The 17,518-nt window shown below is 38.1% G+C and carries 9 protein-coding genes; 2 read left to right on the top strand and 7 right to left on the bottom strand.

Annotation, left to right across the window (positions count from 1 at the left end):
- Positions 1-10: 10 nt before the first annotated feature.
- From CHB68_RS13240 to CHB68_RS13225, 4 genes are all read right to left on the bottom strand, one after another.
- On the bottom strand, positions 11-2,182 hold the full coding sequence (locus tag CHB68_RS13240) for an alpha-glucuronidase family glycosyl hydrolase (protein WP_089261415.1): 2,172 nt from the start codon (positions 2,180-2,182) through the stop codon (positions 11-13).
- Positions 2,183-2,392: 210 nt separating this feature from the next.
- Positions 2,393-5,701: a VCBS repeat-containing protein gene (locus CHB68_RS13235; protein WP_245838939.1), complete on the bottom strand. Its 3,309-nt coding sequence runs from the start codon at positions 5,699-5,701 to the stop codon at positions 2,393-2,395.
- Between the two features lie 109 nt (positions 5,702-5,810).
- On the bottom strand, positions 5,811-7,295 hold the full coding sequence (locus tag CHB68_RS13230) for a RagB/SusD family nutrient uptake outer membrane protein (RefSeq protein ID WP_089261413.1): 1,485 nt from the start codon (positions 7,293-7,295) through the stop codon (positions 5,811-5,813).
- A gap of 20 nt (positions 7,296-7,315) precedes the next feature.
- Positions 7,316-10,312 carry a SusC/RagA family TonB-linked outer membrane protein gene (locus CHB68_RS13225; protein WP_245838938.1) on the bottom strand — a complete coding sequence of 999 codons (2,997 nt, stop codon included), beginning with the start codon at positions 10,310-10,312 and terminating at the stop codon, positions 7,316-7,318.
- 384 nt (positions 10,313-10,696) lie between these two features.
- Between CHB68_RS13225 and CHB68_RS13220 the strand changes: the two genes are divergently transcribed.
- Together CHB68_RS13220 and CHB68_RS13215 are read left to right on the top strand one after the other, a co-directional pair.
- Positions 10,697-12,859, top strand: a complete 2,163-nt coding sequence (locus tag CHB68_RS13220; RefSeq protein WP_089261411.1) for a thioredoxin domain-containing protein — start codon at positions 10,697-10,699, stop codon at positions 12,857-12,859.
- A 147-nt stretch (positions 12,860-13,006) separates the two neighbouring features.
- Entirely contained in the window at positions 13,007-14,203 is a 1,197-nt protein-coding gene (locus CHB68_RS13215) for a DegT/DnrJ/EryC1/StrS family aminotransferase (protein WP_089261409.1), read from the top strand.
- 1 nt (position 14,204) lies between these two features.
- On the opposite strand, the gene ribB is transcribed toward CHB68_RS13215, so the two are convergent.
- The 3 genes from ribB to CHB68_RS13200 form a co-directional block, all read right to left on the bottom strand.
- Positions 14,205-15,341: a 3,4-dihydroxy-2-butanone-4-phosphate synthase gene (ribB, locus tag CHB68_RS13210; protein WP_089261407.1), complete on the bottom strand. Its 1,137-nt coding sequence runs from the start codon at positions 15,339-15,341 to the stop codon at positions 14,205-14,207.
- A gap of 11 nt (positions 15,342-15,352) precedes the next feature.
- Entirely contained in the window at positions 15,353-16,786 is a 1,434-nt protein-coding gene (locus tag CHB68_RS13205; RefSeq protein ID WP_245838937.1) for an LptF/LptG family permease, read from the bottom strand.
- A 74-nt stretch (positions 16,787-16,860) separates the two neighbouring features.
- Positions 16,861-17,505, bottom strand: coding sequence for a LolA family protein (locus tag CHB68_RS13200; protein ID WP_089261615.1), 645 nt, complete (start codon positions 17,503-17,505; stop codon positions 16,861-16,863).
- Between the last annotated feature and the right edge of the window lie 13 nt (positions 17,506-17,518).

The raw sequence follows: 17,518 nt of genomic DNA, 5'->3' as shown, positions 1-17,518 counted from the left end.
ATTTATTTTGCTAATTCCACTGTGGACGAATACCGGGTGCAAAAGGAAATTTAAGGGACCTGTATTCTTCAAGACTTTTATTAGGTTGTTCTACTCCTTTTGGTAAAGGCCTTTTTGAAAAAGTCTGAAAATATAACAAACACGCATTGCGCCACCATTTTGCTTCCTTTAGTTGAATCTGTAAAAGCATTTTTACTTCTTCATATTCATGTGCTGTTAAGAATGGTTTTGCATTTTCCCATGTAGCGTTCATAGTACTAACTTGGTCAACACCTTTTTGATATTTTAAAGCTATGCCGTCCCATAAACTATTTCCGCTCTTAAGTTTGTAGTCCCATGGCAGATGGTGAAACCATAATAAAAACATTTCCGGTGTTGTTGCTGGATCATTAAATTTCTTTTCCAAGAACGGTGCATATTGCTCGGTAGCATTACTACCCGTATCGGTACGGTCAAAACCAATACCATTTTCGTCCGCTTTGTGATAATATACGGGGTTCCAGTCCGGTCTACTCAAATTATCTACCCAAGGTCCAGGTCCGTAATGGTGACCGGTGTCAAAAATGTGATGCAGGCCAAGTGGATTCATATAGTTTACAACAGCTTCACGGGAAGTGAGCATCATTTCCTTTATAGGTTCTATAAACTTTTTGTCATTACTGTAGGTAGTCCTTAACCATTCTTCCGCAATTTCATCGGCACTTAAATAAGGATTCCAGGCTAGACGTCCAAATCCGTACCAATTGGCTTGGGCAAATGGGTGTCCCGTCCAATTTAAGTCATTTCCAATATTGGACACTCCGGCCATGGCACTTATAGCGTTGTTATATAAGCTACCATCCACAACCTTGGCTACCGTAGAACCTGGCCCTTTTTGGTAGGTATCCGCCTCCAAGACCTCTATGAATAATTTGGGTAGAAATACTAAATGCGTACTAAAACCTAAATATTCTTGGGTAATTTGAAATTCCATGGCAATAGGGGTTTCCTTTAATGCACCGAACAAAGGGTGAAAAGGCTCCCTAGGTTGAAAGTCAATGGCCCCGTTCTTGACCTGTACCACAACGTTGTCCTTAAATTTGCCGTCATAGGGTAAAAATTCATCATATGCTTGTTTGGCCCTGTCCGTATCATCATGCTCAGAATATACAAATGCCCTCCATATAACATTTCCCCCAAAAGGTTTTAGTGCGGTGGCCATCATATTTGCACCATCAACATGGTTACGTCCATAATTTTGCGGACCTGGTTGCCCTTCTGAATTTGCCTTGACCAGAAATCCGCCAAAATCGGGTATACGGGCATAAATCTCCTTTGCCTTATTGGACCACCATTTTTGAACTTCTTCATTTAAGGGGTCCGCGGTTTTTAAATTTCCAATTTCTATTGGTGCGGAAAATCTGGCGGTCAAATATACTTTTATGCCATATCCTCTAAAAACTTTGGCCAGGGCCTCAACTTTTTCCAAATACATAGGGGTCAATACCAATGCATTGGCATTTACATTGGTAAGCACTGTAGCGTTGATGCCAACAGAAGCATTTGCCCTTGCATAATCTATGTAGCGTTGGTCAATATATTCCGGTAGTTTTTGCCAGTTCCAAAGCGAAAATCCGGCATATCCACGTTCTACGCTACGATCTAAATTGTCCCAATGATTTAATATTCTTAAGTCAATTTTAGGACTATCCGCTAATGAAACTCCTGCTAGATCCTCATTCATTTGCATAAGGTTCAGCAATCTAAAAGTGCCATACAAAATTCCAATATTGGTTTTGGCGCTGACAAGGGATATGTTTTTATCGTTATAAGCAACGGTCTTTATTACATAGCCTTCATCATTTAGATTATCTACATCCTCTTTGATCAATTTTTGCAGTGCATTGGGCAATTGGTCATACCGATCGATTATTAGTGTGCTTTCTGCCAAATTTTTAGAAAACTCCACCGGCTTGCCCAGCATATTGGGTAGGGCAGTGGCCAATTCATTTTTTGCATTTTCTAAAACTTCATTACCTGCGGGAAAATAAACTTGCGATACTAAATCCGCGTATGATTGCAATACCGTTTTAGATTCAATCCTTCCATATTTTAACCACAGTTTGTAATCTTCTAAATGCTGACTTTTTACTGATGCGGTATACAGCGTAAACAAGAGGATTACAATTTTAAATTGTTTCATTTTGATGATTATTTATAATCGTGATACCTTTAAAAATAGCATATTTATAATTATTCCGATATATTTTATGATATCTTCAAAGATGATGGCTTAATTGTACCCATCATACGGACAAATGTGATAATTACCTCTATTGAAAGCTATCATTACGCTTTTAAACTTTGATGACCGCTTTGAATATTTTTTAAAGTGGATACGATAACCTTTTCGTTAATTCCACTTTATAAATTGCAGATAATCGTTATTCTTAGCAGCTATAATATATGCTTCGTTGTTTTTACTGCGTATAGTGGCCATGGCCTTTACATCACCAGGAATGAACAGACCTGAGCTACTTGCGGGATTTGCCTTGAAATTACCTTGGCCATCACCTGTTAAAAGTAGTCCGTGAGAAGCATCGTTTCTTGGTGTTTCTACCTCAGAAACAAATAGGTTTCCTGCCAAGACTATATCCAAATTCCCATCTTTGTCAAAATCATTTACCAAAAATTGATTAATGCTGGATAGTTGGGCCTCTACAGGTAATTCATGTACAATAAACTTGCCTTGGTCATTTTCAAGATATACACTGGCAAATGATTTTACTTGATAGTGTACGGCTGCCTTTAAGGATTTTTCTGTATAAACATCCTCTAAGGTTGCCTCTGCAAAACTTTCATAATTTTGAAATTTTTGCTTTATAGCTGGTATTTGTTGGGAGGAACACTGTCTGCCCCTTAAAGGATACTGCTTGCCCTCATTATAATAACTTAATACAATATCATCCTTACTGTCCTTATCAAAGTCGTTTACGAATATGTCAAAAGTTTCGTCTTCCGTGGCCTTGTATTTATAATTAAGCCCATTATTGCCCACTATATAATCCATATCGCCATCATTGTCAAAATCGCCTTGTTCAATACTCCACCACCATCCTGTAGTGTCTAAGTTTAGGCCCAATGTTTGGGAAACTTCCGTAAAGCCTTTTTCGGAATTTTTAAATACCCTAATAGGCATCCATTCGCCAACAATGATAATGTCTTCCCAGCCATCATTGTTATAATCTGAAATCACGGCACTAGTTGCCATGCCCAATTCCTTAAATTCCTTGGGCATCATTCTTTCCGTTAATTGAAATATAGGATTGCTTGCATTCCCCACGTTTTCCAAGATGTAACTATCTGTGGGTTTTGGATAATTTCCGGGTACCTGTCTTCCCAAAACCAATAGGTCATTATCGCCATCTTTGTCAAAATCCGCTGCATAAACTTTAGAACCGCTTGTTCTCATATCCGGCAGATTTTCATCTTCCAATTTTTTAAAATTACCCATACCGTCATTGATATAAAGTCTGTCCTTTAATAGTTCTGATTGCGGCGAGAACTCATAGCCGCCACTTACCACATAAAGGTCGTTGTCCCCATCCGCATCGGCATCAAAAAATAGCGCTCCTATATCTTCTTTTGCATTGTCTTCCTCTAAAAACGGACTTTCCAGTTTTTTGAATCCATTTGCCCCCTGTATAAATATGCCCCCTGTTTGCTTTGCTGAGCCTCCAACGAAATAATCGTCCAGTTGGTCCCCATTAATATCGCCGATGGCCAATGCTGGGCCAAATGCCGACATTTGATGCGGTAATAAGACCTGGGTGGCAAAATCATCATAATAATTTTCTTTATGTCTATGCGATGGAAAAATAGAGGTCGTATCCGTTGTGAACAACTGTGTAAGCTCCAAAGATTTATCCTCATGTGACTTGGCGTCTTTATAGGATAGTACCAATTGTTGGTTAGTGTCTACATTGGATAATGTTTGCACGGTACCATCTGTCCAGACCGCTTTTAATTCCTTGATCTTTTTATGGTTGCCCAGTCCAAAGTGAAGTTCTGGTGCAACAGAGGATTGAAAGCCTCTGCTCAAAGTCAATTCTTGTACCTGGGTACCTTCATCCGTGGTTACATAAACCCTATTGCCCAAGCCGGAAGTGTTTCCTTTATTTCCTTGAAACTTTACGCTTAGGTATGTATTTGAATTGATGCCCGTATTCTTAAACACGGATGCCTTGTCATCAATGTTGTTGGTAATGATTTCCAAATCTCCATCGTTGTCCAGATCAGCGTAGACAACACCATTGGAAAAACCTTTATAGTTTATTCCCCATTTATCGTTGGCCATCTCAAAATCCAAATCTCCATTGTTCTTGAAAATGAAATTCTCAATTTTTTCTGATGGTATGCTATGGCTCAATTGTAAAAGGGTGTCATTTTCAATCTTAATCTTATCTAGTTTATTAAAATAATCATTGTTGTTGATTTCCTTTCTGGTACCATTAGATACGAATAGATCTTTATGGCCGTCATTATCAAAATCAGCAAAAAGAGGTCCCCAACTCCAGTCTGTAGACGAGGTGCCCGTTATTCGGGATACGTTGGAGAAATGTGGAACACCATCCGTATAGACCCCGGAATTCAATTGTAAGCAATTGTGCATATATTGATAATGAAAACCCGCATTGACCACATCCCAAAACAGGGACGGATTCATACTGGCCATATTTGCTTTTTTTCTTCTATTGCTCCTAGCATCCATGTCTACCTGAAAAATATCAAGGTTACCATCGTTGTTAATATCAGCAATATCCGTTCCCATGCCATAAAAGGCCGTGTGTGCAGTGGCTTCTTTTATAACTTCTTTAAATGTGCCGTTTCCATTGTTGAGATACATAAAATCCGGAGAATTGAAATCATTGGAAACATATAGGTCCGGCCATCCGTCATTATTGATGTCCCCAACCGTGGCACTGAGGGTAAGTCCAAAATTCTTTACTCCCGCGGTTTCGGTGACATCTATAAAGGAACCTCCATCGTTTCTATATAAATGATCGGATTCCGTATCTTCCAGATTGTTCATCTTAAAGGTGTAATAGAAAGTGGGCGATTTAAAATTTGTAGGGGGGTAGTTGGCTACGTACATATCTATATCCCCATCCTTATCATAATCGAAAAAGGTGGCTTGTACGCTATTACCTATATCGGCAACACCGTATTCTGCAGCTTTTTCAGTAAATGTACCGTCTGTATTGTTAATAAACAGTTGATTCTCCTTTGGTCCGAATTTTCCGCCAACGGAGCAATAAATGTCCAAATAGCCATCGCCGTTGACATCTGCCATGGTAACGCCTGTATACCAACGATCGTCACCTGCAACGCCCGCTTTATCGGTAATATCCTCAAATTGTAGGTTTCCCTTGTTCAAATAGAGCCTATTGGGTACTTGATTACCGGTAAAGTATAAGTCTAAAAGTCCGTCGTTATTGATATCACCAGTACTTACACCCCCGCCCATATACAGATAGGAGTAGGTAAAATAGTTTAAGGAATCGTTTTCGGTAAGGGTATTGCTAAAATCAATACCAGTTTGGGAAGTAGTAAGCATAGAAAAGATTTTACCTTCAACCGGAGCTGCCTTTTTTGTACAATTGACCATTGTCAATACCCCTAAAAAACAGATTAGTGGTCTAAGTATCATCATTAATTTCATAGTACTGTAATTTGCAATTAAAATAAGGTAAACTATTCAATAATATTGAAAAAGCAGCACGTTTTCACGTGCTGCCCAAATCAAACTAAACTAACTCAAAAAAACTATTTTAATATCCAGGATTCTGATCTGCTGCCGTTACATTTTCATTAGATGAAATTTCCCTGTCCGGTATGGGCCAAAGCTCATTTTTACCAGCTTGGAAATTAGTTCCTGCCAATTCTGTAGCGGCTAGGTTCCACCTTAAGATATCATTAAAGCGAACTTGCTCACCTGCTAGTTCAACCTTTCTTTCATGAACGATAGCATCAAAAACTTCAGCTTTAGATAAACCATATGGTAGATCACCTAACGATGCCCTTTCCCTAACTTCATTAATATAATCAATGGCATCATCTTGTGTACCTACTTCATTTTCACACTCTGCCATCATTAACAATACATCAGCATAACGTAAATATTTAAAGTTGATACCGGATTCTTGATCTTCATTGGCATCCTTGTAATAGTTCTGATATTTTTTCCATCCGGCACGTCTTTCTTCACCGGCGGTCAACATTTCAGCAGTAACGGTACCACCGGCAAACGTATCGCCCACCGAGTAGAAATTATCCGCATATCTGGTATCTCCTGGCTCAAATTCATCCAATAGATCATCTGATGGAAAAACGTTGAACCAATCATTAAACCCGTATTCCTGACCTCTAAAAGTAGCTTCGTTAGGTCCGGCACCTGTAACAGATGAGTTCCATTTAGCGCTTGCTCCCAAGGCATCATCATACTCTATTTCAAAAATGGATTCTATACCATGCTCTGTCTCTTCCGTGAAATTGTCAAAATAGTTTGGTTCCAATGCATATCCTGAAAGCTTTTCAAACTCGGCCAACGCCAAGGCATGTTCACCTCTGAACAAATAGACTTTTCCCAATAATGCAATTGCCGCACCTTTGGTAGCCCTACCGTTATCCTCTTCGCTCTTAGGCAATAAACTTGCAGATGCCGCTTGTAAATCTGAAATGATCAAAGCATATACCTCACTAGCGGGAGATTTGCCAATACCTTCTGTGGTAGTAGGTATTTCAGTAATTAACGGCATATCACCAAATCTTGTTACCAATAGAAAGTTATAAAGTGCGCGCAAGAACTTTGCTTCGCCAATGAACTTCTGTTTTGTGGCACTGCTAACAATAGCATCATCTATGGCGTTGATGGCCTCTTCATTGCCAATGACGAAATTGGCCTTGTTGATACCTCTGTAGCAACTTTCCCAATAATCTGCGATGGGTCCATGGCTAGAATCAAATGAAAAATCCAGGTATTGTCTTTTATCCGCCTCCAATTGTGGGTTACCATCGTTCTCATGTGACATGTTGTCCTGTGAGAAAAACATATGCCTGGAATATAGGCCTCTTGTCTGTAAGTTGGCATAAACCGCATTTACTGCAGATTGTACCTGTGCTTCGGTCTTAAAAAATGTTTCGGGAGATAATCCATTGGGATTTACCAGCTCCAAATCATTTTCACTACACGCATTTATTACCACAAGTGCGGTAAAAAGCGCGAACATTGAAAAAATAATTTTTGTTGTTTTCATATTTCTTTTCTATTTAGCAATTAAAATGATACTTGTAAACCTATTAGGTAAGTTTTAGGTTGTGGATAGGCACCTCTATCGATACCATACTCAAATAAATCCCCATTTCCTACTTCTGGGTCTAGACCAGAGTATTCTGTAATGGTAATCAAGTTTTGACCACTAACATACACCCTAAACTTTGAGAACAACTCTTTGCCAAATGCGTTGCTTGGTATAGTATACCCTATAGTAAGGTTCTTAAGCCTTGAAAATGATCCATCCTCTACAAAACGATCGGATAATTGAAGGTTTTGTGGAGCTCCACCAGCTCTTGGAACCGTAGTAGAAGGATTGGTCGGCGTCCATCTATCCAATACACCAACTCCGGCGTTAAACAATCTTGGCATACCTTCTAGGTCATAAATGTTGGTATTGTACAAATCCCTACCGTAAATTCCGGTCCAGAACATATTAAAATCCCAATTCTTGTAATCTGCGCTTAAGTTAAGACCGTAGGTCAGGTCCGGAAGCGGATCACCTATAATGGCCCGATCTTCTGAAGTAATGTCACCATCATTGTTCAAATCCTTGAATCTAATGTCACCTGGCTGTACTGTGGTTTGACCTGGGTTGGCAGTAAATACTGCATCAACTTCGGCCTGGTTTTGATAAATACCATCTGTTACCAATCCGTAAAAGTGAAATAAGGATTCGCCTTCAACAACCCTTGTAATGTTCTGACTTTCAAAATTTCCGCCAATAAGTTCGTCTACTCCACCTAAAGAAAGAGCTGTGTTGGAACTAGTGGACAAGTTAACGTTGGCAGACCATTTAAAGTCACCTTCAAAATCATTATATCCTAAACTAAGTTCAAAACCTGTAGTCTCTACTGATCCCACATTTCTTACTTGACTGCCTTCATTGATACCCAGAGAGGTAGATGTAGGAACCCGTATTAAAAGATCATCACTTTGGTTTTCATAGTATTCTAGAGCTGCAGTGAACTTATCGTTAGCAAAACCTAAATCAACACCAATGTTCATCTGCTTGGTCTCCTCCCATTTTAAATCTGGATTAGCCAAACCAAAAGCGGTGGTACCTACTGCATTTGATCCTGCAATTGGGTAAAGGAAATCATTCACCAATGTTGCGCTATATAAATAATTGGCAATCCTATCATTACCGGAATACCCTAAACTACCTCTTAACTTCAACGTACTTACGTTGGTGTCTACCATGAAATTTTCTTTGGCAACGTTCCAACCCAAGGCATAAGAAGAGAACCATCCCCATCGGTTATTAGATCCAAACTTAGAAGAAGCATCACGTCTTAAGGATACCGCTGCAATATATTTGTCGTCATAGTTATAGTTCAACCTTCCCAAAAATCCTAATCTATTATACTCAAAAGAAGTACTCTGTAAGCTAGAATCTTCATTGGATAATTCGTCAATTTCATCTGAAACCGAATTACGGCTGTTGGCATTGATGCTTGTACCTTTACTTTCAAATTTTTCCGATAGTAAAAGGGCCTCAAAATTATGTGCCTCTCCAAAAGTTTTGTTATACGTTAGACTATTGGTGAAAATTAATGTTTGACCATCAGATGCATTTTTTGTGATTGATGCAAATGCTTGTTGGTGTGTTCCTCCTAAACTATCATCGTTGAAAGATGGGATAAACCTGTCACTGGTAGCCTTGTAATAATCCAAACCTACTTGTGATTTAAACTTTAGACCTTCAAAAATGTCATATTCGGCAAAAATATTCCCAACCAAGCTGAACGTATTGTTGACTGCATTTCCATGTTTTAAAACTCGAACAGGGTTTTCTGCATCTTGACCATCACCAGCACTGTTTGGTCCCTGAAAGCCACCAAGGTTGTTTTCATTGTAAACCGGTAAATATGGTGCAGCTTTTATAGCGTGCTCCAAAAGAGAACGACCACCTACACCAGTTGGGTCTGGGTTCTGTTTGTTAAAATTAACGGACATGTTTTGTCCAAGCTTTAATTTTCCGAAGGTGAAATCACTATTGGCCCTAAAGGAATATCTTTGGAAGCCAGTTTCTATAACGATACCTTCACGCTCAAAATATCCACCAGAAATTCTGAAGTTACTGGTTTCATTACCACCGGATGCAGCCATGTCATAGCTTCTTATAATTCCAGAGGTATATATTTCGTCTTGCCAGTTTGTATTTAGACCAGATGAGGACAATGGTGTATTAGGTACAATACCAAAGGCATCATTGGCATATTGTAAATATTGCTCCGTATTCAACACATCATATCTATTGGTATTTTGTTGAAAACCTGTATGGGCATTAAAGGATAATTGCGTTTTACCACTTTTACCTTTCTTAGTGGTAACGATGATTACCCCGTTTGATCCTTGGGCGCCATACACCGCGGTGGTAGAGGCATCCTTTAATACGTTTATGGTTTCAATGTCATTTTGGTTGATACCGGAAAGGTTGCCAACAATTACCCCATCTACTACAAATAATGGAGAGTTGTTACCAAATGTACCAAGACCCCTAATGGTTATTGATGGCTCTGAACCAGGTGTTCCCGTGTTTACAACGGATATACCCGCTGCACGTCCTTGCAATGCCTCTGTGGCATTTGCAACCGGAACAGCATTAAGGTCTTCAGATTTTACACTGGAAATGGCCCCTGTAACGGCAGCCCTACTTTGGGCACCATAACCTACAACGACCACTTCATCTAAAGTCTGTGCATCAATTTCCATTGACACATTAAAGGAAGTTTGTCCATTTACAGGTATTTGCTGTGTTAAATAGCCAATGTAACTGATGGTAAGGGTAGCGTCAGTAGGAACGTTCGCCAATGAAAAATTTCCATCAAAATCTGTCTGGGTTCCATTTGTGGTGCCAGAAACCACTACAGATGCACCGGGAAGCGGTGTACCCGTTTCATCAGAAACAACACCGGTGAGGGTAGTTGTTTGTGAAAAGGCAAATTGCCCCAACATTGCAATAAAGGCAATGAATGTAATTTTGAGTTTACTCATAATTAATTAAGTTTAAGTTGTTATTCGTTCGAGTCACATTTATGCTAAATAGTAACGAAACAAATATAATTTGGAGGTTATGTGGAGAGTAAAAGAAATGAAGCGAACACTGGTAATTTTGATGCAGCGCTTCTGTTATTATTAGTAATACGGCATTTTTAGCTATATTTTTTTATGAGTCTCTTTAAATACAAGGGGTAGATTTTTCATATTGATAAATAATCTGCATATCACTGACTTTGTTCAATAATGATGTATTACAATATTTTTGACAAATAGCATTTGGATAACTATATATTTGAACTAATATGTTACTTGGACCAAAGCGGGAAATACATATAAATTAAATTTATCTTTGAAGCTTTATCCTATACCTTGTTCATTATGAAAATGCGGTCTTATTTAATCATTACCTTATTATTTATAGGGTTTTTAAACTCATGTAAAGAAAGTAATAAGGAACATTCCCAAGATCTTTCTTCCAGTCATGAAAATGGCAATTATGAGTTTACGAATGAACTAATCCATGAGACTAGCCCATATCTTTTACAACATGCCCATAATCCGGTAAATTGGAAACCTTGGTCACAAGAAGCATTTAAGGAAGCTGAAAATAAGGGAGTACTGGTGGTTTTAAGTGTAGGGTATTCTACCTGTCATTGGTGCCATGTAATGGAAGAAGAGTCTTTTGAGGATTTGGAGGTGGCAAATTTGATGAACGCCAAATTTATAAGTATAAAGGTTGACCGTGAGGAAAGACCAGATTTGGATATGGTTTACCAAACGGCCCTGCAATTGGTCAATGGTACTGGTGGATGGCCTATGAACGCAATCATTTTGCCAGATGGTAGCCCTATATACCTAGGCACTTATAGCACAAAAGAGGAATGGAAAAATATTCTCACCAAGTTTAGTACCGAGTATGAGGCTAACCCAGAAAAAATGAAAGAATATGCTACCATGCTCGCCAATGGTGTACAAGAGGTTTATGAACAACCGGCAAAACAATTGGCCAATGAAATTTCCAAAACAAAAATTATAAACGGTATATCTACCTGGTCCAACTCGTGGGATAGGGAATGGGGAGGAAATACCGAACAGCAAAAATTCATTATTCCGGCAAATTTAAATATGTTATTGGAGTATGCGGTCTTGGAGCAGGATAAGAATGCACAAGATTTTGTTTTTAAAACATTGGATAAAGTATCTCAAGGAGGCATATATGACCATATTGGGGGAGGTTTTTTTAGATATAGCACGGATCCTAAATGGAAAGTGCCGCATTTTGAAAAAATGCTCTATGACAATGCACAAATGTTAAGCGTATTGTCCAATGCATATAAATTAAATGCAAATAATACCTACAAATCTTTAATAGAGGATACTTTTCATTTCTTGACTTCTGAAATGAAAAATCCGGAAGGTGGGTATTTTAGTGCAATGGATGCAGATACCAACGGAGAGGAAGGTATCTATTATATTTGGTCTATTGAGGAATTGAAATCGGTACTTAATACTGATTATGAGCTTTTTGCCAAGTTTTTCAATATAAACGATGGTGAGGTTTGGGAGCATTCAAGTTTCGTACTTTATACTACTGAATCCATAGCGGAATTCTCTAAGAACAATTCAATATCGCAATCTGAATTTTCTATTAAACTTAAAAAATGGAAAGAGGCTTTGTATGATGCTCGTCAATTACGGGATAAACCTTCAAGGGATTATAAGATCATAACTTCTTGGAATGCACTTTTAATCGATGGATTGGTAGATGCCTATAAAACCTTTAAAGATGAACGTTACCTTAATGAGGCAAAATTAATATTTAACAATCTAAAAGATCATAATTATAAAAACGGGGAATTGGTTCATTCCTATACTGCCAATAGCGATCAAAAAGAAGTTTTTTTGGAAGATTATGCGTTCTTGGCCAAGGCAGCAATTAGTCTGTATGAAGTGACCCTAAATATCGATTACCTTAAAGAGGCCAATAAATTAATTGGTAGTGCACTTACAACCTATAAGAGCAAGTCTGGTTTGTTTTATTATAATCTACCCAATGATTTGGTGCCAAGAATGATCAACACAACAGACGGAGTCATCCCCTCTGCCAATGCTATTATGGCTCAAAACTTATTTAAAATAGGACATTTGGAATATAATACGTCATATTTAAATGATGCCAAAAGCATGACCTCTTTGGTAGTGGATGATTTTGAGAATTATGCTCTTAATTATGGTTCATGGGGAACACTACTTTTAAACCATGCTTACCCTTATTATGAAATAGCTGTGGTAGGGGAGCAAGCTAAAAATCTGGTACAGGAATTAGGGGGTTTTTACCTAGCCAATACTTTAGTGGTCGGTAGTGAACGCTCAAGTGACATCTCTCTATTCAAGGATCGTTATGATGCCGATGGTACGTTTGTCTATGTTTGCCAAAACAACACGTGTAAATTGCCGGTAACGAGTACCATAGAGGCTATTGGGCAAATGAAATCATTTGGATACCAAGGATTGGAGACTACCCAAAAATTTAGTAAATAATAAAGGATCTGTTTAAAATCAAGCAGGTTACAATAGGTATTTGCTATTCATATTGACGAATGAATTTATTAATCTTAAAGCTGGCCAGAAAACTTTGCTATTACCAATTATTTGAACAAGATTTGTACAACAATAAAATGTAATAAAATGCCAGGGTTTGAACTGTTTGGGGAAAAAGAAAAAAGTCAAGTACAACAGGTATTGGATACCGGAGTTCTAATGCGTTATGGATTTGACGGTATGCGTAACGGTCAGTGGAAAGCGGTTGAGCTAGAACAGGCATTGGCTAAAAGAATGATGGTGAAACACGCTCAATTGGTGAGTAGTGGAACTGCGGCGTTAACGGTAGCCCTTGCCAGTGCCGGTGTTGGTGCGGGAGATGAAGTCATTATGCCCACATTTACTTTTGTTGCTAGTTTTGAATCTATTTTAGCAATAGGAGCAGTGCCTATTTTGGTAGATGTTGATGATACTTTAACTTTAGATCCTGCTGCGGTAGAAGAGGCAATTACCAGTAATACAAAGGTTATAATGCCTGTTCATATGTGCGGTTCCATGGCAGACTTGGGTGCGTTAAAATCCATTTGTGAAAAATACGGGTTATTGCTTTTGGAAGATGCATGCCAAGCAATTGGAGGTAGTTACGACGGTAAACCTTTAGGAAGTTATGGTGATTTAGGATGTTTTTCCTTTGATTATGTCAAAACCATTACTTGTGGAGAAGGTGGAGCGCTTATTACCAATAACGATGCTTTTAAATTGCATGCTGATCATTTCTCCGATCATGGCCATGATCATATTGGAACGAATAGGGGAGCGGAAAGCCATCCGTTTTTAGGATATAACTATAGAATATCCGAATTAAACGCTGCCGTGGGCTGTGCTCAAATTAAGCGTTTAGATGAGTTTTTGACAATTCAGGAAAAACATTATACACTTATAAAAACTATATTGGCTCCCATTGAGGGAATTACTTTTAGAAGAGTACCCCATGGTGGAGTTGAAAATTATTCTTTCTTGAATTTTTACATGCCGACAACCGAGTTGGCCAAAAAAGCGCATCAGGCGTTAACCAACGCTGGTTTGGATGCATGTTTTTATTGGTATGACAATAATTGGCATTATTACAAGAAATGGGAGCACCTTGCACATACCAAGTCGTTGGGGAAATTGCCTCAAGAAGTATTGGACCAATTACCGGATTATACCAAGGCCGACTTTTCAAAATCTGATGTTTGGGTAGGTAGAAATATATCTTGTCTCATTAAACTTAGCTGGACTGAAGAACAGGTAAAAGAACGAGCGGATAAAATGAAAGATGTATTAACCGGGCTGCTTTCGTAAATTAGTAGGATACATATTCTACTATTTCCAAACCGTATCCTATTATACCCACCCTTTTTGTCTGTAGACTATTGGTCATTAATTTCATTTTGTGAATACCAAGGTCATGTAGTATTTGGGCACCAATACCAAAATCCCTACTGTCCATCTCAATTTTTGGAGCCTTCATTTTTCCCTGTTTTTGCAATTCCTTGAGTTCCTTTAATCGAGATAGTAAATTAAGCGATTCTACATCTTGATTAATGAAAACAATGGCACCTTTACCTTCATCATTCACTTTTTTGAACATATCCTCCAATTTTTCATCGGGATTATGGGTCAAGGTTCCTAAAATATCATTGTTGATCAAGGTAGAGTTAATTCTAGTTAGAATTTTCTCATCTGCAGACCAAGTACCTTTGGTCAATGCTAGGTGAACATGGTTATTGGTTGTTTGCTTATAGGCTCTTAACCTATATTCGCCAAACCTCGTATTAATATTAAAATCTGTTTCTTTTTCAATTAAACTATCATGCTCCATTCTATAGGCTACCAAGTCTTCTATGGAAACGATCTTTAGGTCAAATTTTTTGGCCACTTCTATTAACTGTGGTAAACGCGCCATACTGCCATCATCGTTCATTATCTCAACGATATAACCGGCAGGTTTAAGACCGGCCAATCTAGCAAAATCAATTGCTGCCTCTGTATGTCCAGTTCTGCGAAGAACACCGCCTTCTTTTGCAACCAATGGGAAAATATGTCCAGGTCTTACCAGATCATGAGGTTTGGTATTAGGGTCGGTAAGGGCAAAAACGGTTTTAGAACGGTCAGAAGCCGATATACCAGTGGTTACTCCATTGCCCCTTAAATCTACGGAAACCGTAAAAGCTGTCTCAAACGGATCAGTATTGGTATTTACCATTAATTGAAGTCCTAATTCCTTACATCTACCTTCGGTCAACGGTGCACATATAAGTCCTTTGCCATGCGTAGCCATGAAATTTATGGTTTCTGGGGTTGCCAGCTCGGCTGCAGCCAAAAAATCCCCTTCATTTTCCCTATTTTCATCATCGACCACTATAATGACCTTTCCCAAACGGATGTCCTCAATAGCTTCCTCAATAGTGTTTAATTGTATTTTAATTTGATCTGTCATGATGTTAACAATCAGCTTTTGTCTTTTTTCTTAAATAATCTTTTGAAGAAATCGGTTATAAAACCAAAATCGACCATTCCTTTATCCTCCGTTGCCCTTTTAGTTAAAAATATTCCTAACGGCAGCATAATCAATGTAGCTATCCAGGCACCTAACATAGGGTGAATATTTCCTTCTTTGGAATAATTTCCGGCAAAAACACCTATAAAATAGTAGATAAGGAACAGCACTATGGCAATAACCATGGGTAAACCTAGTCCGCCTTTTCTAATAATTGCACCTAAAGGGGCACCCACAAAAAATAATATGATACAGGAAAATGCCAAGGCATACTTACTATGAAGTGAAAGTATGTGCATGTTATATATTTTATAACGCTTTTGCATTTCCTCTTTTTTACCGGTTACAGAACCTAAAATACTACTAGTTGCATTTTTAGCACTGCTTAGTATTTGCAACTGTTGCCATTCTGGGAAAAGCACAAGGAAATTTTCCTTTATAGAATCTTGCAGGGCCGTGTTTGCTCTGGCCAATTTTGCTTTTTCCGCGGTAATGGAATCTTTTTTGGAAACCATATCCGCTTTAACGGAATCTGTATTTTTAATGACCAAAGGAGCAAATAGGCCAATTCTACTCTCAATATTTTTTGAAAACGCACGTACTATCCTGTAATTGTCTCCCCGTAAGGAATCAATATCCTTGGACAACCTTGAAATGTTTTTCATTTTATCCGTACTGATGTCCCGTTCCTCTTCCAATTCATCATTGTTGATGTCGGGAATTTCAATATTCATGGTGTAGGTATCAAAATTGGCTTGTGCAAAGGGGAACTGCATTTTGCTGTCATTACTTTTAGTGACAATATCCTCATAGTAATGCCCGTCATGTAATACCAATTGAATTAAATCAGAATCTTCACTACTAATCAATTCTCCCGTTTTGGATTTAATGACCGTAGTATTCAAATTGGTTTTGGACTTTATATGGATAATGACGTTTTTTAAGAAGCGATCGTTCTCCCCATATTTTTCATCCACTTTAATGTTCATCCCTTCAAAATCACTAAAAACACCTTCTGCTACAACGGCGGCAGGTTTTACCTTGGCAATATTTCTCCTAAGATTGTATATTTTACGCTGGGATAGTGGAATGACATTGTTGGCAAAAAAGAAGGTGACACCCCCTAATAGGACCACAAATATTATCAAGCTCAACATTGAGCGCTGCAACGAAATACCCGAAGCCTTCATTGCTGCAAACTCATAATTTTCTGCAATGGACCCAAAAGTAAGTATAGAGGATAATAGTACCGTTAACGGTAAAACTTTTTCGGTAAGGTCTGGTAGTAGATAGAAAAGAAATTTTCCTATAATGATGATATCCAGACCTTTACCTGCAATATCGTCAATAAATAACCAGATCGTTTGAAATATGAAGATAAACATCAATATTACAAACGAACTGACAAAATTAAAGACGAACCTTGATAGGATATAACGGTCTAGAATTCTCAATAGATCTAATTTCTTAGAATGAAATAGCCTTCATCCTTATATTTAGCTTCATCAAAAGTAAATAAGGTTTTGGACAAATCTTGGTCTGTTTTAAAAGAATTAACAGTGATCGTTGTCTTTGTGCCATTCTTTCCGGTTTCAATTAGTTTATAGATATGCTTTGTACCCATATCTATTCCCAATAATCTTGATTTTATTTCGGTATCAGAATCTATTGGGGTCAATTTTACATATTGAATTTTTCTACCCTGCACATTCTGTAAAATATCCCATGCATAATTATGGCCCTCCTTATAAAATGTCAACATTTTAGAAGGGGTCATGGCGTTTTCGTCATCAGACTGGTCTTCAATGGTCACTTCTTCATTTTCAGGTACAATGGTATACACTTTCTTACCGTCATAGAGTTGTTGGGACCCTAAATAATTGAATATATATTTTTCGCCGGAAAGTGTTACATCACCTCTGGTCTCTTGATTTATTCCCGCTTCCGCATTTTTAAGGTCAAATTTAAAATCTACATATATATTGTCGTAGCTCTTTACTTTGGCATATACCTCATCCAATAATGATTTTGCCTTATCTGAACTTTGTGCGTTGGCCAAAGTTGTCATTAAAATAGCCGTAAATACAATAATAATTTTTTTCATCATGTTTTTAATA

The sequence above is a fragment of the Maribacter sedimenticola genome (genome assembly GCF_900188415.1).
In the GTDB taxonomy this organism is placed as follows: Bacteria; Bacteroidota; Bacteroidia; order Flavobacteriales; family Flavobacteriaceae; genus Maribacter; species Maribacter sedimenticola.
This window is presented reverse-complemented; position numbering and strand designations above follow the sequence as displayed.

What these genes read in the sequence shown, in the direction of transcription:
- CHB68_RS13200 (WP_089261615.1), bottom strand. Translation starts at nt 17,505, where the DNA reads ATGAAAAAAATTATTATTGTATTTACGGCTATTTTAATGACAACTTTG.
- CHB68_RS13205 (WP_245838937.1), bottom strand. Translation starts at nt 16,786, where the DNA reads ATGTTTATCTTCATATTTCAAACGATCTGGTTATTTATTGACGATATT.
- CHB68_RS13225 (WP_245838938.1), bottom strand. Translation starts at nt 10,312, where the DNA reads ATGAGTAAACTCAAAATTACATTCATTGCCTTTATTGCAATGTTGGGG.
- ribB (WP_089261407.1), bottom strand. Translation starts at nt 15,341, where the DNA reads ATGACAGATCAAATTAAAATACAATTAAACACTATTGAGGAAGCTATT.
- CHB68_RS13235 (WP_245838939.1), bottom strand. Translation starts at nt 5,701, where the DNA reads ATGAAATTAATGATGATACTTAGACCACTAATCTGTTTTTTAGGGGTA.
- CHB68_RS13215 (WP_089261409.1), top strand. Translation starts at nt 13,007, where the DNA reads ATGCCAGGGTTTGAACTGTTTGGGGAAAAAGAAAAAAGTCAAGTACAA.
- CHB68_RS13240 (WP_089261415.1), bottom strand. Translation starts at nt 2,182, where the DNA reads ATGAAACAATTTAAAATTGTAATCCTCTTGTTTACGCTGTATACCGCA.
- CHB68_RS13220 (WP_089261411.1), top strand. Translation starts at nt 10,697, where the DNA reads ATGAAAATGCGGTCTTATTTAATCATTACCTTATTATTTATAGGGTTT.
- CHB68_RS13230 (WP_089261413.1), bottom strand. Translation starts at nt 7,295, where the DNA reads ATGAAAACAACAAAAATTATTTTTTCAATGTTCGCGCTTTTTACCGCA.